General features: G+C 47.4%; 27 protein-coding genes. All 27 read left to right on the forward strand.

Annotation, left to right across the window (positions count from 1 at the left end; genetic code table 11):
- Positions 1-10 precede the first annotated feature (10 nt).
- The 27 genes from QZ310_RS05625 to QZ310_RS05755 all read left to right on the forward strand — a co-directional run bounded on the left by QZ310_RS05625 (position 11) and on the right by QZ310_RS05755 (position 19,073).
- Complete coding sequence (locus tag QZ310_RS05625; protein WP_297071276.1) at positions 11-598, forward strand: phage antirepressor N-terminal domain-containing protein; 588 nt, start codon at positions 11-13, stop codon at positions 596-598.
- A gap of 106 nt (positions 599-704) precedes the next feature.
- Positions 705-857, forward strand: a complete 153-nt coding sequence (locus QZ310_RS05630; protein WP_297071278.1) for a hypothetical protein — start codon at positions 705-707, stop codon at positions 855-857.
- 54 nt (positions 858-911) lie between these two features.
- Complete coding sequence (locus QZ310_RS05635; RefSeq protein ID WP_297071280.1) at positions 912-1,166, forward strand: DUF5053 domain-containing protein; 255 nt, start codon at positions 912-914, stop codon at positions 1,164-1,166.
- A 155-nt stretch (positions 1,167-1,321) separates the two neighbouring features.
- Positions 1,322-2,233 carry a BRCT domain-containing protein gene (locus QZ310_RS05640; protein ID WP_297071282.1) on the forward strand — a complete coding sequence of 304 codons (912 nt, stop codon included), beginning with the start codon at positions 1,322-1,324 and terminating at the stop codon, positions 2,231-2,233.
- Between the two features lie 3 nt (positions 2,234-2,236).
- Entirely contained in the window at positions 2,237-2,725 is a 489-nt protein-coding gene (locus QZ310_RS05645; protein ID WP_297071285.1) for a hypothetical protein, read from the forward strand.
- Between the two features lie 262 nt (positions 2,726-2,987).
- Positions 2,988-3,176: a hypothetical protein gene (locus QZ310_RS05650; RefSeq protein WP_297071287.1), complete on the forward strand. Its 189-nt coding sequence runs from the start codon at positions 2,988-2,990 to the stop codon at positions 3,174-3,176.
- Entirely contained in the window at positions 3,173-3,415 is a 243-nt protein-coding gene (locus QZ310_RS05655; RefSeq protein ID WP_297071288.1) for a hypothetical protein, read from the forward strand. Before QZ310_RS05650 ends, QZ310_RS05655 begins: the two co-directional genes overlap by 4 nt.
- Positions 3,412-3,738, forward strand: a complete 327-nt coding sequence (locus QZ310_RS05660) for a hypothetical protein (protein ID WP_297071290.1) — start codon at positions 3,412-3,414, stop codon at positions 3,736-3,738. Before QZ310_RS05655 ends, QZ310_RS05660 begins: the two co-directional genes overlap by 4 nt.
- 449 nt (positions 3,739-4,187) lie before the next feature.
- Positions 4,188-4,661 (forward strand): hypothetical protein, encoded by a 474-nt coding sequence (locus QZ310_RS05665; RefSeq protein WP_297071292.1) that lies wholly within the window; start codon positions 4,188-4,190, stop codon positions 4,659-4,661.
- A 100-nt stretch (positions 4,662-4,761) separates the two neighbouring features.
- A complete protein-coding gene (locus QZ310_RS05670) occupies positions 4,762-5,178 on the forward strand; it encodes a hypothetical protein (protein WP_297071293.1) in 417 nt (138 codons plus the stop codon).
- A gap of 222 nt (positions 5,179-5,400) precedes the next feature.
- A complete protein-coding gene (locus QZ310_RS05675; protein WP_297071295.1) occupies positions 5,401-6,459 on the forward strand; it encodes a Clp protease ClpP in 1,059 nt (352 codons plus the stop codon).
- Positions 6,459-7,466 (forward strand): hypothetical protein, encoded by a 1,008-nt coding sequence (locus tag QZ310_RS05680; RefSeq protein WP_297071297.1) that lies wholly within the window; start codon positions 6,459-6,461, stop codon positions 7,464-7,466. Before QZ310_RS05675 ends, QZ310_RS05680 begins: the two co-directional genes overlap by 1 nt.
- Positions 7,467-7,492: 26 nt before the next feature.
- Complete coding sequence (locus QZ310_RS05685) at positions 7,493-8,104, forward strand: hypothetical protein (RefSeq protein WP_297071299.1); 612 nt, start codon at positions 7,493-7,495, stop codon at positions 8,102-8,104.
- An 80-nt stretch (positions 8,105-8,184) separates the two neighbouring features.
- Entirely contained in the window at positions 8,185-9,078 is an 894-nt protein-coding gene (locus tag QZ310_RS05690) for a hypothetical protein (RefSeq protein WP_297071302.1), read from the forward strand.
- Between the two features lies 1 nt (position 9,079).
- Positions 9,080-9,583, forward strand: a complete 504-nt coding sequence (locus tag QZ310_RS05695) for a C4-dicarboxylate ABC transporter (protein ID WP_297071303.1) — start codon at positions 9,080-9,082, stop codon at positions 9,581-9,583.
- Positions 9,576-9,839 carry a hypothetical protein gene (locus QZ310_RS05700; protein ID WP_297071305.1) on the forward strand — a complete coding sequence of 88 codons (264 nt, stop codon included), beginning with the start codon at positions 9,576-9,578 and terminating at the stop codon, positions 9,837-9,839. The genes QZ310_RS05695 and QZ310_RS05700 overlap by 8 nt, the downstream gene beginning before the upstream one ends.
- Before the next feature lie 5 nt (positions 9,840-9,844).
- On the forward strand, positions 9,845-10,465 hold the full coding sequence (locus QZ310_RS05705; RefSeq protein ID WP_297071308.1) for a hypothetical protein: 621 nt from the start codon (positions 9,845-9,847) through the stop codon (positions 10,463-10,465).
- Complete coding sequence (locus QZ310_RS05710) at positions 10,422-12,074, forward strand: hypothetical protein (protein ID WP_297071310.1); 1,653 nt, start codon at positions 10,422-10,424, stop codon at positions 12,072-12,074. The genes QZ310_RS05705 and QZ310_RS05710 overlap by 44 nt, the downstream gene beginning before the upstream one ends.
- A 347-nt stretch (positions 12,075-12,421) precedes the next feature.
- A complete protein-coding gene (locus tag QZ310_RS05715; RefSeq protein ID WP_297071312.1) occupies positions 12,422-12,928 on the forward strand; it encodes a hypothetical protein in 507 nt (168 codons plus the stop codon).
- Between the two features lie 17 nt (positions 12,929-12,945).
- Positions 12,946-13,395 carry a JAB domain-containing protein gene (locus QZ310_RS05720; RefSeq protein ID WP_297071314.1) on the forward strand — a complete coding sequence of 150 codons (450 nt, stop codon included), beginning with the start codon at positions 12,946-12,948 and terminating at the stop codon, positions 13,393-13,395.
- Positions 13,396-13,840: 445 nt separating this feature from the next.
- Entirely contained in the window at positions 13,841-14,881 is a 1,041-nt protein-coding gene (locus tag QZ310_RS05725; RefSeq protein WP_297071316.1) for a hypothetical protein, read from the forward strand.
- On the forward strand, positions 14,874-15,119 hold the full coding sequence (locus QZ310_RS05730) for a maintenance system killer protein (RefSeq protein ID WP_297071318.1): 246 nt from the start codon (positions 14,874-14,876) through the stop codon (positions 15,117-15,119). Before QZ310_RS05725 ends, QZ310_RS05730 begins: the two co-directional genes overlap by 8 nt.
- Positions 15,103-16,509 (forward strand): hypothetical protein, encoded by a 1,407-nt coding sequence (locus tag QZ310_RS05735; RefSeq protein ID WP_297071319.1) that lies wholly within the window; start codon positions 15,103-15,105, stop codon positions 16,507-16,509. The genes QZ310_RS05730 and QZ310_RS05735 overlap by 17 nt, the downstream gene beginning before the upstream one ends.
- A 7-nt stretch (positions 16,510-16,516) precedes the next feature.
- On the forward strand, positions 16,517-17,359 hold the full coding sequence (locus QZ310_RS05740) for a DUF6712 family protein (protein WP_297071321.1): 843 nt from the start codon (positions 16,517-16,519) through the stop codon (positions 17,357-17,359).
- A complete protein-coding gene (locus QZ310_RS05745; RefSeq protein WP_297071324.1) occupies positions 17,319-18,092 on the forward strand; it encodes a hypothetical protein in 774 nt (257 codons plus the stop codon). The genes QZ310_RS05740 and QZ310_RS05745 overlap by 41 nt, the downstream gene beginning before the upstream one ends.
- A gap of 1 nt (position 18,093) precedes the next feature.
- The gene (locus QZ310_RS05750) at positions 18,094-18,597 is read left to right on the forward strand and encodes a hypothetical protein (RefSeq protein WP_297071326.1); all 504 of its coding nucleotides are present in this window, start codon (positions 18,094-18,096) and stop codon (positions 18,595-18,597) included.
- Positions 18,585-19,073: a hypothetical protein gene (locus QZ310_RS05755; RefSeq protein WP_297071328.1), complete on the forward strand. Its 489-nt coding sequence runs from the start codon at positions 18,585-18,587 to the stop codon at positions 19,071-19,073. The genes QZ310_RS05750 and QZ310_RS05755 overlap by 13 nt, the downstream gene beginning before the upstream one ends.
- Positions 19,074-19,084 lie beyond the last annotated feature (11 nt).

Raw genomic sequence — 19,084 nt, forward strand, 5'->3', positions numbered from 1 at the left:
ATATGGAAATATGAATTACTATATTAAGACAAGTGTAAAGGCCACTGTCCTTCCTATAATCGACCCCTCGACATTGAGCAACGAACAGAAGGAAAAAAGAACAGCTTTGAATCACATTACAACAATCAATGGCGTTGAAATTTTCGCCGAAGTCACATCTGACGGTAATATTTTCGTACCGATTAAACCTATTTGCTCTGCGCTCGGAATAGACTACAAGCGCCAACGAGACAAAATATATGAGGATGATATCCTATCTTCAGTTGGGGGCTTGAGGTCCGACGGCAAGCAGTATGAAATGTATTGCCTTCCCCTTGAATATATCTTTGTATGGTTGTCTACCGTCAATCTAAAAAACGTTGCCGAGAGTGCCAGAGAAATAGTGAAAAACTATCGTAGGGAATGTGACGAGGCCCTTTACAATTACTTCTCCCGTTCTCTCAACCGGCAAATCAAGGAGAATGAGGCTGAGCTTGAACTGCTGCAGAAAATCAACTCCGCCATCGCTGACGAGAAGGATGCCAGGATCCGGCGCAAGAAGGCCGAGGAGGCCCTTGACAAATTGCGGTCCGAACGCCTCAACCCGCAGCAACCCTAATTTAAAACTATTAAAATACGAATTTTCGTAATCTTTTTATCCTGTAAATTTGTTTAATACGAAAATTCGTAGTACATTTGTGATGTCAAATTAAACAAGCAACACAATGAGAAAACGAAAAGAAAAAATCAAACTTTCAGAGAAAGAGGAGGAGCTGATCAGAGCCATCCGCAACTATCGGAAGAGCTTCCCAAACGGTTATCCGCAGTTGCTCTACTACATTCAGCAAATCGTCGACGAACTCACCGACCTACCTTGAACCCCATTAACCTCCCTCTCCATGAGGGGGAGGGCTTCAAATAAAAACAACGATATGGAAACAGTCATTCAGCAGAAAACAATCATCTCGGACGTGAAACAGAAAATGTCCGACATACTCATTGCCATCTCATGGCGTGAGATCGCAAGAACCTATTTCGGCAAGTCGAGTTCGTGGCTGTATCACAAGCTCGACGGTATCGACGGCAACGGTGGCGCCGGAGGCTTTACTCCGGAAGAGGCCAAGCAGCTCAAAGGCGCGCTCTGTGATCTGTCTGACCGCATACGTCGCGCAGCCGATTCAATCTGACATTAGCCTTGTTTAATTTGACACTGTCCGTCAAGGCCGGACAACCCGCCCACGGCTCTCAGCTGTGGGCTTTTTTCATTCATTAGTGTTGCGAATGTGGAAGTTTGAAGGTATATTTGCAGTATTAATTTTAGTCTAAATTTTAAACTGGATATATGAAACCAACCTTTCTTCTTTTCCATGCTGAGAGTGTGAATGAAAATCGTGACTCAGTTTGTCATCTTATTTTAGTGCCGGTGGTTGAAGGCAATCGTCAGGAACCAATCGAATTTTTCTTTGATCCTAAAGCACCTTTCTTATTTGTAATGTCGGGCATTTCGGAAAATAAAGTCCTTTCTTTCCCGACATTTGATACTGAATGGCCGAAAGTTCAGGATATATTGAATAAGTACGATACTATCCTTTCATCGGCCGATGGTAATAGCGCACGAACGCTATGGAATACACTTAATAGACTCGACATTAAGTTTGATAAATTTGAATATTGTAATGCAAAATCAATCTTGAGACGTGCATGGGACGAAGTGTCTTACAGTTTTGATTTCCTTAATTTCAAACATTATAAAGACACTATCCTTGATTCAGAACCTGTCGAAATCGCAATACGATGGAGTGATTTGGTGGTAAAAGCCCTCTCAGAAAGTGACCAATCGGATATTAAGACCTATGCTGCGGAAAATAGGATTAAATTCGGTTCTCTTTCAAATGAAGAGTTCGTTGTATCAAAATGTATGAAAACACGGTATGACAAAACTTTTGACGCATCAAGTATTAATGTCATCGAGGATGTCAACAATCCTTTCTGTGGAAAGACCGTGGTATTTACCGGGAAGCTGCAACGTATGCCTCGCAATACTGCAAGGGGCATGGTTGTAGAGGTCGGTGGACTTGCTCCGGACAGATTGACTCAGGAAACGAATTATCTTGTAGTCGGTGATCAGGATCTGAGAGTCGTGGGTGAATCCGGATTGAGTGGCAAGATGAAGAAAGCTGCTCAGTACAAGGAAAAAGGATGCGATATTGAAATTATAAATGAACGTGATTTCTTTGAAATGTTTAATGACTAAATTATGATAAATTTTCTAATGAAAAAGTATTTTCTTCCTATCGTCATTTCATTTGTAGTTTTGCTGACAGGCTGTCGACCCATACAAATTGTCTCACTCCCTGAATACCAAGAAGACATCTTTTACATCGATCTGCATCAGATAGCACAAGAATCTGGATTAGAGTTATACACTAATGAGGTTGTAGCATTTGATTACATACTTTTGGGTGAGATTTATTCATCTGCTCGAAGTGGTTATTCTGTGATTTCCGACAAACAAACTGATGTGAAGCCTACTGGTGGTATTGATACAGATGACATATATTATTATCCCGGGGTTAAAATTAAATACGCCAAAACTTACGGAGAATATCATTCAACTTCTGCATACCAGACCGCAATAGCATTAACAAAAAAAGCTAAGGAAGTGGGAGCTAATTGTATTATCGGATTTTCTGTACAAGAGAAAAATGGGACTTATGTTGCCAGTGGTACAGCTGTGAAAAAATAAAAATTAGACTTCTTGCAAAAATTATTTGGTAATATCACCGCTTTGTATTAGTTTTGCAGTGCTAAACCACATGGTCGTTTGCCGACTCCTATGAGCCAAGGTTAGAGGCTCGAAGATATTCGGGCATTTTTTATGTCCATACTATAGCCATACGGCTGCCATATCCAAACATTTACTTAGCTCATTGGAGCAACGTTCATGTGGTTTAGCGACGGGATATGACAGCCGTTTTCTCTGTCTATAAGCTAAACCACATGAACGTATGAAAAAGAACAAACAAACTGGCCGAGTGGCCTCTGAAAAAGTACGCGGTATCCTCACGGAACTCGCCGACGCAATCTGCAATGCACAGGACAAGGTCATCCTCGGCCTTTCCGGCAACACCTTTGAAATCCACCTCGAGGGCGGAACAATCAATATCTCCGTCGACATGAAAGGAGGTCAGGCATGAACGAAACTATTAAAGCTTTTTGGGAGCAACATACAAACCATTTGTCCAAGACTCTCAAAATTGCAAGAAGGTCTCACAAATCTCCATACGTTTACCGTGTTTGGCTCAATTCAAAGCTGGAAATTATAGGTCAAGAGCCTGTATGGGGATATGGAACACAAATCTCAACCATCAAATCTGCAGACGCCATTATTGCAGAGAGGCTTGCCACTCAAAACCGGAAAGGAGGTGAGAAATGAAACCTTCAACCGCTGATGAGAACAAAGCCATGACCTACGAAGAGAAGATTCAGGCGGTCATCAATGACCCGGTAAATTGCGGTCTATCTCCGATGGCCCCGGTGCTGGCTATGTTCCTCATGGACTACCGTCCGATTATACCACCTGTGGATGTCGATACGAATATGACGTCTCAGGAGATCGCCATGGAACTTGAGGCAAACGTAATACTTGAACGGAACGAAATCACCAAGGTAATGCTCTTCCTTGGTTACAGACTGCATTTCAGTACTGTCCAGGTAAACGATTGGTCGATGCGCAGGATCCCTTATACTGAGTCATAGCGACAATCCACATATCTATTCCAAAAGAAGGAGGCAGCCATGTTTTTTCATCGGTTGTCTTCTTTTTTTTAAAAACAAAAAGCGAAAAAAGTCAAGCTATATTTCATTCTACATTGTCTACATTTTCTACATTGCAATATATCAGTATTTTAGCTTGTAGAACGCTGTTTACATCATTCTACATTTGTATACATTTGTGGATTTTCCCGGAATGCATTCTACAAATTATACATTTTCAGGGGTAAAAATAGGATTCTTTCTACATTTGTAGATTTTATATTTTATTGGTTAATAAATAGTTATCTTCTTTGTTGGATTTGTAGACAATGTAGAACGGAAAATATACATTCCTACTTTTTAAATATCTAATTTTTAAATTAGGTAAATCGAGGTAATTTCTTGGCTATTTTGCGGATTCTTTGTAATTTTACAGCCTCAATCAATTAACTATGAGCCGTTTTGTTATTTATATCAATCTACCGAAATATCTGTCGCAGTTCATCCGGCATCATCTCGGCTGTCCTGTGGCCTTTCCGCAGTCATCCAATGAAAATGCCATCATCCGTGCTTTCCTTCAGAAACTGCCGACCGGAGCTGTGCCTGATGTCATGGCCGATGGTGCTACGCCCATAGTTATTCCTGACTCTGTCTCGAAGCCTCCGGAACAGTTCAATTATATAGGTTCCCGTGGCAAGCGGGCAGTGCAGGAGGCAGTGAAGGATCTGTTTCTCCGTTCGCTTTGGTCCGACATCTCACCGCTCCGTGATTCTCCCGTCGGCCTCAACTCTCTCATCGCTGCCTGGTGTGAGGGGCACGGCATAGAGATCGACCAGATTGAAACGGTCCGGCAATGTTACTACCGTATGCGAAAGAATTACCGGGCAAAGGGGATAAATCTCAAAAAAAGTTCACGGAAAAGTTAGCTACAATCGCGTCACTTTTCAGGAAATGCGCACAACCTCGCACAACTCCGCACAACTTCACACAACTCTGCACAAACTCGCACAACTCCACACAAGATAGATGAAACAGCTCTTACGCAATATAGTCAAGGTGTCATACATTGATGCCAGGATTCTTCAGGACATTACCGTCATTCCCGGTATGGGCATTTTCCTTGGGGATGATTTCAATTTTATTCCCTTGAAGCTCGTAGGTCTTGGGGGGTGCGAGATCTCATCGGTCACCGAAGACCGTGTCCCGGTGTTCACTTCGGTACTCACATGCCTCCTGTCGGAGGACTTTGACCCTGCGAACCGTCCTCTTGCTTTCCTCATGACTACTTTGCAGGGTGAGCGCTTCCTGCTCGGCACATCCGAACCTCCCTTTCCGATCGTGACCTCCGTCAGCTCACTTCCGGCTAAGATGTCGGAGCCTTCCGGCTACCGTCTGACTGCCCAATGGTCATCAACCCTCGGACTGCTCAGGATCCTTGATTAGTTTCTGCCATAATTTTGTAATCCGTAGATTTTTCATGTTATCAAACCTATAATCGGTATAAGTTAAGGTTTAAAAATACCAGTTTGATTAGAGGAGGCCACTGTCCGGGAGGATGGTGGCTTTTTTTGCCTTTTATGCCCGGTTCTGATGTCCGGAGGTCATTTCCCGCGTCTTTTTATCCTCGGTAATGCCTCGGTAATTTCGCGGTAAATTATTGATTTTATGAATTATCAGCTTACCATTGATGACTATATAGGGCGCTGGTGTTACTCGAAACAGTATGTCCGCAACATCCTTTCCTCTTATAAGGGAAAGCATGTCGATGTAAAGATTACATCCCTTGGGGGAGACCTCGACCATGGACTGGACATCCGTCAGCAGTTTATCGACCATGGAGATGTCACCGTCTATCTTTCCGGTTTCGTCGCTTCGTCCGCAACAGTGGTCGCTATGGGAGCCAAGCGTGTGGTAATGAGCAAATATGCCATGTTCCTTGTGCATAAATGCTCGAATTTCATTGACGCATGGGGCTCTTACAATGCTGACCAGATGCAGAAGCTCATTGATGACCTTACGGCCAACAAGAAGGAAAACGACAAGATCGATGTGGTGCTTGCCAACATGTATGCAAACCGCTGTGGCAAGAAGGTTTCGGAAATCCTTGACATTCTGAAGGCCGGACGCTGGCTCTCTGCTCAGGAGGCCAAGGAACTCGGCTTCATTGATGAGATTTCTGAAACGGACGGGGGAACAAAGATCAATTTCACTCCGGAGCTGAAGACGAAGTTCAATGCCATCGGGCTTCCCACCCTTGGCCTCGAACCCGAAGCTGTGGATGACCACCATGCTCCTGAACCAGAAAAGGAGTCATCAGGACTTTTGTCCCGTATAGTCAATTCGATTTTCGGTGATACGGAAAAGTCACCGGCTGAAGACAACCAATCAGATTCCAAACAAATGAAGAAAACAAACCACTCTTTCAAAGCGCTCTGCTCTTTTCTTGCACTGGAGACAATCACTCCGGACAATGACGGGGATGTCACCCTTACCGCAGAGCAGATGGAGCGTGTCAGCAACCGCATCGCAGAGCTTGAATCCTCTGTTGGCGAGAAAGATGACACCATCAAGAAGCGTGACGAAAAGATCTCGGATCTTACAGCCCAGGTGGAAGCCCTCAAGAAGGCTCCCGGCGACGAGACAAATGACATCGAGGATGAGACCGGCGACAAAACCGACTTCTCTGCCTCGGCAGTGTTCAACGATTTAAAAGCTATTCTCTGATGCCTCAGGAAAACATCACCCCCGGAGCCAAGACAATTGTCACTCCCCAGGAGCTTGCCACCTCGGCTGCTAAGTTCCGCACGGAACTTCTCAAGATGCCCATGCTTGCCCTCGGTCCGGCATTGCGCTTCTTCTCCATCCGTACGGGTATTCGCTACGGTGAGACTGTCGGACAGCTTTCAGGAGATATGGAAATCGGCCCCCATGATCCTTACCGTGTCGACAATGAAGACATCGGCATCGCAGGCCGTACGCTTTACACCCATTTCGGTAGTGCCGTGAAGCGTTTTGACCCGAACACAGTCTATCAGACCATCTATGGATCCTCAATCACAAAGGGAGAGGGCCTGAAAAATGTCCCCATCGTATTGCAGATCCTTTCCTTTCTTGCTGCGAAGATTGGCAAATCCTTTGCCAAACACCTTTTCGATGCAAAGGTTAACGATAAGGGTAAAAGGACAGTCGACCTTTTCGACGGTATCGACACTATCACCGCCAAGGAGATCACTGATGGAAACATCTCCGTTGCAAATGGCAACCTCTTTGAGTTTACCGATGCCATCGATTCGACAAATGCCGTCGATCTGCTCGTGGCGTTCTGCCGTGCAGCTTCAGATGAACTCCTCGAATGTGAGGATGGCGGTGACTCTAAGGGTTCCGGTCTCAATCTCTTTGTTCCCCGCAGCATCGTCTATGCTTATCGCGATGACTACAAGGCTACAACAGGTCATTCACCCATCTATGACAAGTTCAATCAGACTGTCATCGAGGGCTTCGACAACATCCGCCTCGTTCCCTTTGCCGGTAAGGCGAAGTCGCCGTTCATCCAGCTCTCAACCAAACAGAACATGCTTATCGGTACCGACCAGATGGGCGGTGTCGAGAACATCACAGTCGAGAAGCATCATGAGTTCCTCCTTTCCTTCATTGCTACAATGTTCTTCGGTACCAACTATGAGAGCATCAGTCCCGAACGTCTCCTTGTCGGTAAGCTCGCCACCGCATAATGTCCAATCTCTTAAAATGATTAATCATGTTACCTAATTCAGATTGTACCGCTGCGGATCTCTATGAGAGCCTCAAGCATTGCAAAGGACAGAACTCCCTTCCGGGCATCCGCCCTAAGGTGCTGGGCATTCCCAAAACGCATATTGTGTCATTCCCGAAACTCCCTGATCTTGATGCGAAGGACGCGACGATGTCCTCTATAGCCACCTACGACGGTGACTTCGTGCTCGCGGCGGATAAGAAATTCCTTTTCATGGACATTCTTTCTTCATCCTCCAACGTCAAGTCGGATCCGCAGGGTGAGGGGGCTTCAAAGTCGTACCTTATCACGGCTGTCCTCTTCCATCCATCCACTGGTCCCGAAGTGACCGGCTTCTCCCGTATGGTCATCAATGACGACTTCATCTGGCTTGTGCAGCAGCGCGATGGCCGATGGCGTGTAGTGGGCAATGAGATGATGGAGACTGACACTCAGCCCGCACAGGATTCAGGTCAGGCCGTGACAGATTCATCTGGAACCACATTCACCGCGACTGTGTCGGATGTCTGTCCCGCTCCGTTCTATACCGGCAAGGTGCTGACAGAGAAAGGTGTCTACAACTGTGCCACAAATACTCTTGAAGCTGCTGAACCTTGATCTTTTCTGCTTTCATGATTTAATTCCCGGCGCAACCGCAATGCAGACTGCTTGCGCGTTGCGCCTTTTTTACTCGCATTATGAATAAATTAGACCCTGCTTTAACCCGAAAAATCCAGGAGTGGCTGAACACTCCCGCTCCGGAGCGTGACATCATGGCCGGTGCGACATTATATCTTCAGCTCTCACGGAACCGCGCCCTCTACAACTCTGTGATAAGCAAGCCTCAGAAGTACATGCCTAAACTGGAGTATGAGCTGCGTAAATTCCTCCGTATCCGTCTCGACAAGATGGCCGTTGCGGACATCGTGCGTCTTGAGTCCGAGGTCATGCCGAAGGCTGCAGAGACAGTCGAACAGTTGCATCCCATTTCAACAGACGATGAACTGCCTGAAGCGACAGTGGCCCGTGGTCGTCGTTTCGACCATGACTCCCTTCCGGATGGAATCAAGGAGCTGTGGGACTCCAATGCTGAACGTTATCGCCGTATTGTCCTCCTGTTCAATGAGCTTAAGGGCATGTCGGAAATGGCTCCCTGTGACCGTTATGAGAAATTACGTATTTTGGAGGAACTTGACCGGACCTATCGCTCCAATCTTGCCCGTTACGATGCTTATGTCGTTGCGCCGGCATCTGAACCGGAATCGTTGGAGCCGGCTTCCGTCCCTGATTCCGCTCTCCCGGTAGAAGACGTGGCCGACGATGTTCCTGCCGAAGAAGCTGACACCGATGCTCCCACTGGTGAAGCGACTGAATCCGCTCCGGCTGTCGACATCGCCCGGAAGATCGGAGCTGCACGGAAAACGGTATCAGCCACAAAAAAGACTCTTGTGGCCTTGGATCCGGCTGATGAGAAGTCTGCAGTGTTACGCTCCAAGATTCAGGATGCAGTTGATACGGTCCGTGCCCTCGGAGGTGGCTTCTCTCCGGCACAGGAGGCGGAGCTGTCGCAACTCGGTATCGTCATGAACTGATATGGCAAAATCCAATGCAACGGCCGGTCTGGTGGGTTTGGAAAAATGTCCGGTGCAGCCGTATTTCTCTAACAGCATTCAGCTTGCCGGAATCATTGAATGGATTCTCGGTCAGACCGGCCCCGCTGACGTGATGATCTCGACCTTTTCTACTTCTGAAGAGTTCCTCCGGCATCTGGTCCGGCTCCGGAAATCGGGGAAGGTCAGAAGCTGCTCACTTTTCTGCGATCTCCGCGCTGCGCGCAAGACTGCCTCACTGTATCATTTCATCAGGGGAGTATTCGACAGCGTGGCGCTCTGCCAGAATCATTCCAAGATCGTGCTTGTCTTCAACGACACCTTCAATGTCGCTGTCGTGACTTCTCAGAATCAGACCCGTGGCGACCGTTATGAGGCCGGAATCATCACGACAGATTCTTTTACGTTTTATAACCTCCGGCTCGGCTTTGACAGTCTCGCCGAAAACTCTTTGCCTGTAGATGTGCTTCTCAAAGGAAATGATTGATAAGATTGCCGAATATGCTGCGGATCTTACTCCGGTTTCGGAGATGGCTGCTCTCCTTGACATCGGGGAGGATGAGTTAAGGCTGGCTCTTTCGGACTCTTCTTCCGATGTCCGGCGCGCATATCTCAAGGCAAAGGCTCAGACGGCCCACATGCTGCGCCGTCAGGAGATAGAGTTTGCCCGGGTCGGTTCACCTTTGGCCGTTCAGCTCACTGGGACTTATCTCCGTGAAATGACTGCCGACGAAGATTTTTGACATTTATGCCATTACCTGCCATAATCGATATAGCTGAGACTCATCTTTTTTCAGATCGTAACAAGATGGAGGCTGCCGGACTTCCGGAAGCTTCCATCTCGCATCTTCTGAGGCTTAGGGACGTTTATAATTACTGGATCTCTTTCCCGAACAAGAAGGACAGGGACATCGTAGCCTTACTGCGTTCACGCTACAGTCTGGGTGATTCACAGGCACGCAATGACCTTAAGCTCGTCAAGGTTCTCCTTGGTAATCTTGAACGTACCACGAAAGATTACCACCGACACCGGTTCCTGACCGTCATCAACCGTGCCATTGAGCTTGCAGAGCTTCAGAATAATCCTGAAGCTATGATCAAGGCTGCTGACAAATATGCGAAATATATGCAGCTCGACAAGGAGGATGAACGTATCAATGTTCTTGATAAGCTTGTTCCGCTTAAGCTTGTGTTTACCGATAATCCTGAGGTCATCGGTATCAAGCGTGTTCCCAATGCCCGTGAGAAGGTAAGGGCGATGAAGGATAAGTATTGGACCGAAGAGACTGTCGATGTCGAATTCGAGGACATCGATGCAAATATGGATGAACTGTTCAGACCTTTGCCACACCATGGAGATGCAGGATAAGGAAGTCTATCTTAACGACGTGCAGTGGGACCTGATGACCGTGGTCCAGGCGCGTCTGACTATTCTCGTTGCCGGACGTGCCTTCGGCAAGGGTATGGTCCACGCACTCTGGAACCGGCGCAATTTTGAGCGTATGCCCGGATCTATCACGGGTATTGTTTCCGCGAATGGTAAGCGCGCCCTTACGAACACTCTGCCGTCAATGCTTGTCCACTGGGAGAACTGGGGACTTAAGCGCAATATCCATTGGAGTATCGGTATCAAACCTCCGAAGGCATGGGGATGGAAAGAACCCATCTTCCCGGTGCAGAACTATGAGAATGTCCTCGCTTTCTGCAATGGTTCCGTCGGATATATAATCTCTCAGGACCGTTCAGGTACATCGAACTCGCAATCCTACGATGCTCTCGATGTCGACGAGGCTAAATTTATCGACTTCGAGCAGTTCAAGGATGAGACCCTTCCTGCCCTCCGTGGCAATCGTCAGCATTTCGGTAAGCATTTCTTTCATCATTCCATGCTCATATCGTCCGATATGCCTGTCACAAAAAAAGGCTCCTGGTTCCTTGACTATGATAAGAAATGCGACCCTGAGGTCATCGAGCTTATACGCGGACTGGTCTATGAGATCAATGCAATCAATAAAAAGGTCAGGGAACTTCGAGCCAAAGGTATCAATCCTCCGCCATATCTGCGTGACCATTACAAGAGTCTTAACCGCGACCTGTGCCGTCTCCGTCATGTGGCCGTAGATTACCGTGAGGTATCCACGATTGACAATCTTGTCGTGCTCGGTGAGGCTTTCATCCGGCAGCTAAAGCGCGATCTTCCCCCTCTGACCTTTCAGACCTCGGTACTGTGCAAGCGCATAGGCATCGCCCGCGACGGTTTCTATTCCTCGATGACGGAGGCTCACAAGTATTCGGCTACAAACTTCTCTCACCTCGATAATTGTGAGTACGATTTCGATAAGCTGAAGGATCAGTCGTCGCTCATGGATGCTGACGTTGACCCGAAGAAGCCTATCTGTGTGGCCTTTGACTACAATGCAAATATCAACTGGCTTGTGGCCGGTCAGCCAAGAGGTCGGAAACTGTTTGTCCTTAAATCCTTCTTTGTGAAGTATGAGCGTAAGCTGAAGGAGCTCGTGGGTGATTTCTGCAAGTATTACCGTTATCATGCCAACAAACGTGTGGTGTTCTATTTCGACAATACCGCCAAACAGGGCGCGTATGCCGTAGACGATACAACATTCATGAATGTCATCCACAATGCTTTCCGCGCTAACGGTTGGATGGTGACTTTGGTTGACATCGGTCCTGCGATGAACCAGATGGTGAAGCATCTCCTTATCAACCGTATGTTCGCCGGTCAGGCAAAGCTCATGCCAATGATAAACCGTGAGAACAACGAGGATCTTCTGATTTCAATTCAGACCGCCGGGGTCTACAATGGTAAGAAGGACAAGCGAGGCGAGAAGCTTGGCGAGACTGAGGAGAACCTGCTTGAGAACAGAACTGACGGTTCCGATGCTTTTGATACACTCTGTATCGGCTGTGAGAATCATCCACGCTCGACATCTATTGTTTCGGTAACATCGTCATTCTGATGTTATGCCCCTGATTCGGCAGGGAGAGGTGTATGTTATTTAGTCTTATCTGAATTGCTGCTTTCGGTTGGGAGAACTGAGGAAAATGGATGTTGTCATCGTATGCCGTTGTCCGGCTTTTGAATCTTGTTCCCGCCTTCGTCCTTTTACGCCGCAAAGTTAATGCCATTCCCCCTTGCGCCAAGGATATACGCAGTCCGCCGCCAAAAACTCCAGCCCTTACGGGTAGTTTTTTGGCGGCGGATCCTTGTCTCCGGACGTGTGAATGGCACTTTCCGGGCAGTGTAAAAGGTAACTCAAACGCGAAAACAAGATTGAAAAGTCAAACAACTTTAACTTATACGATTATGACAACTTCTATTTTTTCATCCTCAGTTCTCCCAACCGAAAGCAGCAATTCAGAATTTGTAAAAGGTTCTCACCGCTCTTCCAATCTTGATAAGTCTTATATGTCGGATTTTGACGATGATTGCTCTCTGGTGAATGAAATTGACCATCGTTATTCTGTCGAGGGCTATGATATGCCTGATTATGACAATGACCGTGAGATTGAGGAGTATTTACACGAACTGGCCATCACCGATGAACTTAATGAATATTACGCTTACATTGACGCGATGGCTGCGCTTGAACCTAAGAAATGTGCTGAAGTGGATAAGGCCGAGGAAGTAATATTTCCTCGCATCCGCAAAAGAGATGCGCGTTTCTACACTAAGCCGATACAGAGCGGGAACGCATCTCATTGGCTCGTGATTGATTCCAAGGACTATTCTTTTGAGGCTCTTGAACTGACCGAACGCGATGCGCTGAACCTCGCGACATCTCTTAACAACCGTATGACATCCGTTTATTAATCTTAGTGTATCTCTTTATGAAATCTTATAATATTCCTATCGTTAAAATGATTTATGTTTCCGATAACTATGACATGCCACAACTTAAATGTTCCAAGGATGCTTTTAAGGCTTTCCGCAATAGTTATGATGATGGAGAAATAGGAATGCAGGAATTTTTTAAAGTCGCCTATCTCAATAGGGCTAATAAACTGATTGGCATTCATACGGTTTCAATAGGTGGCACGGCTTCGACCGTGGTCGACATTAAAATATTGTTAAGTGGCGCTCTGACCGCCAAGGCAGAATCCATCATGCTTTGCCACAACCATCCATCGGGTAATAGGAGACCAAGTTGCATGGATGATAATTTGACTAAGAAGATTGTCAGTGCAGCCGCTCTGTTTGAAATGAAAGTGTTGGACCACATAATAATTACTCCTGACCCAAAAGCCTATTATAGCTATGCGGATGAAGGTAAAATTTAATTGATACATGGTAATCTGACCGTGGGAGGTGGTAATTACTGCCTCCTTTTTGTGTTGGGAATTTTGGATATTTTGACCAAAAAAGTTTGTTTATTGGTCAAAATGTCCACTACATATTCCGCTGGTAATTACTTGCATCCGAGCGGTTTTGCGTAGGGCAGTGGGGGCTGAGCTTCGTCAGACCCGCTTGAAAAGCGGGATTTCGCGCGCCTAAAACCCTATTTGTTAAGGGTTTTAGGCGCGGATGAGTGGGATTTCTTTGGAAATCCCTGTCGGCACCTCAATCCCGGCCATGCGATGTGCCTGGCCGTGAGCCTTTTCGGTGCCGACAGGACAGGGGCTTTCGCCCACAGCGGTAATGTTTTTTTCTTGGACATGGCCTTTGGCCTTGTCTTTTTATTCAATGTCTGTTGACTCTACCTTTGCTGCATAATCACAACGTGCAATGGCAGTCACAGTACTCACTTCGATACACCCTCAAATGTTCACTTCGGAACTGTGCGAGTTTGCTTTCAGGGCAGACCGTACGGAAACCGGATTCCGTCTATTGGATTCCGCCGGAACTGTGCTGCTCGATACGCTGTATTATCCTGCTCTCGATGGCACTGTTACGGTCTATGGTCTGAACCGAATCCTTGACGATGTGATAGGAGATGACGGCCCGGTTGATTTCAGCATCGAGATAGATTCAGAACCGGTGGCCGGATTCAAGGCTTTCAGGTGCCGTGTCGCTGTGGAGTTTTCCGCTGATTCATTTCTTGCAAACCGGTTCATGACATCCGTGACTGGTGAACGTGATACTGCTGTCGGCCGTCATGAGTGCCTGTCTGTCTATAATCCTGAAGCCTTACCGTTGACAGTGACGGCTTCATATCTGTCTTACGACGGGGCGGTTGTCTCCAAGGAGTTTGATGGCCTGATTCCTGCCGATGGTTCCAAGGAAATTCATTATTACAATGTTTCTCCAATCAGGTTCAATGACTTCGCGGTGGGAGAGCTTATCGGGTTCGTCGTTCACTGCGGATCCCGATGTCAACGTTACCGTGTACTGATGGACCCTCCGCAGCATGACCCTGCTATAATATTCCGCAATGCTTTCAACTGCTGGGAGACAATCTTCCTTTGTGGTGAGAAGGAAACGGATGTAGCTTTCACTCGTTCGTCCGCCATGGTCAACGGCCGTTTCCTTAATTATGACCTTGACGAAGTAATCACCTACAAGGCTTCCACAGGCCCGATGCGCCATGGAAGTGACCGTCTCGCCCGCGACCTTGCCCGTTCATCGGCCGTGTTCCTGCTTCGTTCTGACGGTACTCCGGGGGAACGACTGACCATAACCGATTGTGATGTGAAAACTGATAATGCGGATGACACCATCCCGTCATTCTCTTTCACATACCGTAAGGCTTCACTTGTCTCGACAGATTTTGTATCGCCTGAGCCTTATAGAATTTTTGACAATACATTCGACCTGACCTATGAATAGACCTGCAAAATGTATCCATTGGCGTGATGCCATAGCCCTCCTTGAATCCGGAATACCGGTTGACCTTAAGGTCTGGAAACTCAGCACCGGTGACATCATCGTTTACAAAGGAGTCATCTGCACCGGCGGACACTGGCGTAAAGGAACCCACCGAATCTTCATTCCATCAAGCAGACTGCCGAGGGAATTTAGGGATATAACACTTTTTGAGATAAACGGACATGAAATCATCAGATGACAACCGGGGGGCACAGACCCCTTTCTATGCCGGCGGTGAAATCTTCACCGTCTCTGTTCCTGAGGCTAATGCTCTTGCGGAGGTCTCTGATTCATCCATCGTTTTTGACGAGGATGGATCGGCTATTGACTCAAAACCGGTTCCGGGTTACGAGGGATTGAAGTACATTCCGTTCGGTTCCTCTGATACACTCCCTTTCGATTTGATAAGGAACATCGGATCCGACGAGGTACTTTCTCAGAACCTCTTTTTCAATATCCTTACGGCGTATGGTTCCGGCTTACGTTATGTTGATCCGGCGACAAAGGAACCCTCCTCGGACCGTGACATCAGGAGCTTCATGCTGCATAATTCCATGAATGAGTTTTTCTTGGAGCAATGCACGGATATGAAGTTTTATTTCTTTGCCGTGGCAGTAATTATCCTCGATCGTGCCGGTAAAAAGATTGTACAGGTCCGTCATAAGGACGCATGTTACTGCCGTTTTGAAAAGGCAGACCGCAAGGGACGCATCAACCATGTTTTCTATGCCAACTGGCGAAAGGCCGGGTCGCTGTCCCGTAAGGAGGTAGAGGTTATCACGCTCCTTAATGAAAAGGATCCGCTCGGACATCTGGAGGTCCTGTTGGGTAAGGCACCCGGAGTCGACGGGGTGACACGAGAGCGTACCACTGACCGTAAGTTCGCCATAGTCATGCGCTTTCCTACCCCTGGGCAACGTTATTATCCAACCCCTTACTATACCTCACTGTTCCGTGGTGATTGGTTTGATATAAAGCGTCTCATCGGCAAAGGCAAAAAGGCCAAGATACGCAATCATGCTTCTGTCCGCTATCAGGTTGAGATTCATCGTGACTACTGGTCATCACTCGTTGAGGAGCGTGGGCTGGTGGATCCTGAGGACATCAAGGCTATGCAGGTCGAAGAAAAACGCAAGATACGTGATTTTGTAACCGGTGTCGAGAACAGCGGTAAGGTATGGATCACCGGCTATTATATCGACAGCTACGGAAAGGAGCAGCGCATGGTCCGTATCAATGTGGTTGATTCCGGAAAGGAGGGAGGTGATTGGTCTGAGGATATTCAGGAAGCTGCCAACACTGTCTGCTATGGTACCAACATCCATCCTAATCTTGTGGGGGCTACGCCGGGCAAGTCGCAGTCAAATAACAGCGGTTCCGACAAACGTGAGCTCTTCACTCTCAAGCAGAGCCTCGAGACCGCATTCCATGACATGCTGCTCAAAGTGCATGAGGTGATAATCCATTTTAACGGATGGCAGGACAAGGTTGTTCCTCAGGTGCCGATTGTCCTGCTAACAACTCTTGATAAGAACACTGACGCGAAGAAGGTTCTTCCCGATGGCTCTTCGTCTGATCCAAACTCCTGATTCAATTATGACAATTACTCAAGAAATTTTTGAACATTTCTGTCCGGTGGCCCTCAATCCGGGAAATGGAATATTTACTGCGGTCGCCAATGCCTTATCATTGCGCATGGAGTTTGTCAGAACTGTGCTTGGTCCGGAACTCCTTGACCGGGTCAATGAGTCCGGCTTCTCCCCTCTGCTCACCCCTCTTGATGATTTCGAAGAGCTTTGCCGTGCTGTCGCCCGCTATGTCTGTGTCTCGGCCTTCAATGATTCTGTTCCGCAGCTTGACCTCGTGCTTACCGATACCGGCTTCGGTATCGTGAGCAATGGTAATGTAGCTCCGGCAAGTTTTGACCGTGTTCAGCGTCTTCTTTCCTCCTTGAAACGTGAGATGGATGATGTTTTCGATGATATTCTTTCATCTGCCCGTACTGCCGGAGGATGGTCAGACTCCGAGTATGCACGGCCGTGGTTCAAGTCTATTTTCTGGCGTGGGCGTGATGCAAGGCTATTCGGTGATCCGATGGCCACAAGAAGCGCCCTCGATTCTCTGGCTCCTGTCATTTCTTCCGCAGAGGTACGGCTGAAGGAGCTTGTGTCTCCGGAATTCTTTCAGGAACTGTGTGCATATTGCCGTAATGGAGTCTTTTCACCGGTCATGCAACAGGTGCTTTCATTTGCCAGAAATTATGTCGTCTCTTTGGTCAAGGATGATGGCTCCGTCTCTGTCCACAAACGGATGTTGCTTGGTTTCCTTGAAAAATATCCGGAGGAATTCAACACTTATATAAGTTCATCCGCTTTCCGCGCCAATCATTTCAAACCGTATGAAAACAGAAAAGAAGACCCGTGTTTCTTTTTCGGATAAAATCCTTTCAATTGAGCTCCCGAAGTCTTGGCCGGAGCTTACACAGGAGGAACTGCGAGGAATATATGATCTGAAAGCGGAAGTCGAGCCGGATCATTTCATTTTCCGCTCGTTCTGCCTGTTGTCCGGCTGCCGGGTTATCCGTCATACCAGAGACGGATTCCTGTGTGCTTTTCCTGTCGATGGTTCCGGTGACGTGCCCTGTATGGTGAGGCCTATGGAGCTTGTCGAGCTTCTTGACCCCCTGAATTTTCTCTTGTCTCCGGGAGATGTGGCTGTCAGGCTCGATTCAATGCGTGGCTGTAGTGCCGTTGATGCTCAGCTCCATGGAGTGAGTTTCGGTGACTACATAACATTGGAGAACTTATATCAGGGGTTCATCGCGTCCCGGTCTGATGCTTCTCTCGTGGCTATGGCACGGAAGCTTTATCCCGGAATTCAGGTGGATGTCCTCTCTGTGGCCGAGCAGTTGAACATTCTCAACTGGTTTGTTCAGTTGAAGACTGTTTTCTCCTCTGCTTTCCCTCATTTCTTCCGTCCTGTCAAGGATGGTGACGGCAATGGTCCGATGTCGCCACTTGAAGTGATGAATAATGAAATCCGGATTTTGACCGGTGGGGATGTGACAAAGGAAAAGGTAGTTCTTGCCATAGACTGTTGGCGCGCTCTTACGGAACTTGATTTCAAGGCCAAGGAGGCAACCGAAATGAAGAAACGCATGAATAAGAAGTGACATGGATGCTAAGAATTATTTTGACTCGGAAGCCTATTTCTCCACTCTGTGCAATTCCAATAAATTTTCGGTGAAGCACGGTTTCCGTTTCTGTACATGCAGTGGTATCGAGCAGCTTCAGGGACCCTTGCAGAGTTTCAGGACCACAAACGCTTTCTTTTGTCTTGATGACACCAATGACGGTTCACTGTTTCAGGGAAAGAGCGGGGGATGGTTCAAGAAAAGGACTTTCACGGTTTTTCTCCTCCATCGTTACGACATGAAAAGGGAGCAGGACAGGATCATGGTCCTTCATCGGTGTCGTGAACTTTTCAGACAGCTCTGCACACGTCTGCTTATTGATTCAGATGACCTCGAAAATGAGATGGTCTATCTTCATACTGAAAACATTCTTTCCCGTGAGCTCGGACGGTATTTTCTCAACGGATGCACCGGACTTTACTTCATGATTGATGTGAGCGAACCGGTGGATCTTACTTATAATGAATCGGAATGGCAGAGCTGAGAGATGTCGACAGGTATGTCGATGAATGGACACGCACACAGTTGCTTATATGGAAAGAAAAGATTGAACGCCTGAAGGTGGTCCGTTCCGGACGTCTCCATCAGTCGTTCTCCGATAGCATTTCCGATTCAGCAGCCGGAAAGACCATCACTATGAAGTTTGCCAGATACGGCATATATCAGGCCCTCGGTGTAGGTCGCGGTTACTCTCATGACAATGGCGGGGATCTCCGGATTCTTGACAAGTCATATCGTGAGGCCCATGGCCTCGATAAGCCGAGATGGGCCGGTCCCATACCTCCTTTGTATGATTCCTACATGACTTCCGGTAAACCCCGTAAGAAACGCGATTGGTATTCCAAGAAACTTTATATGTCCACGATGGCCATGGTAGAGGATCTTGCGCGCATAACAGGTGATGAAGGCGTGAGGATTATCTGTGAAGCCCTGTCCGATACCCGCAATGCCCTGCGCTGATTGTCTTTTTT

Origin of the sequence: uncultured Duncaniella sp. (assembly GCF_910577345.1) — a bacterium.
Taxonomy (GTDB): domain Bacteria; phylum Bacteroidota; class Bacteroidia; order Bacteroidales; family Muribaculaceae; genus Duncaniella.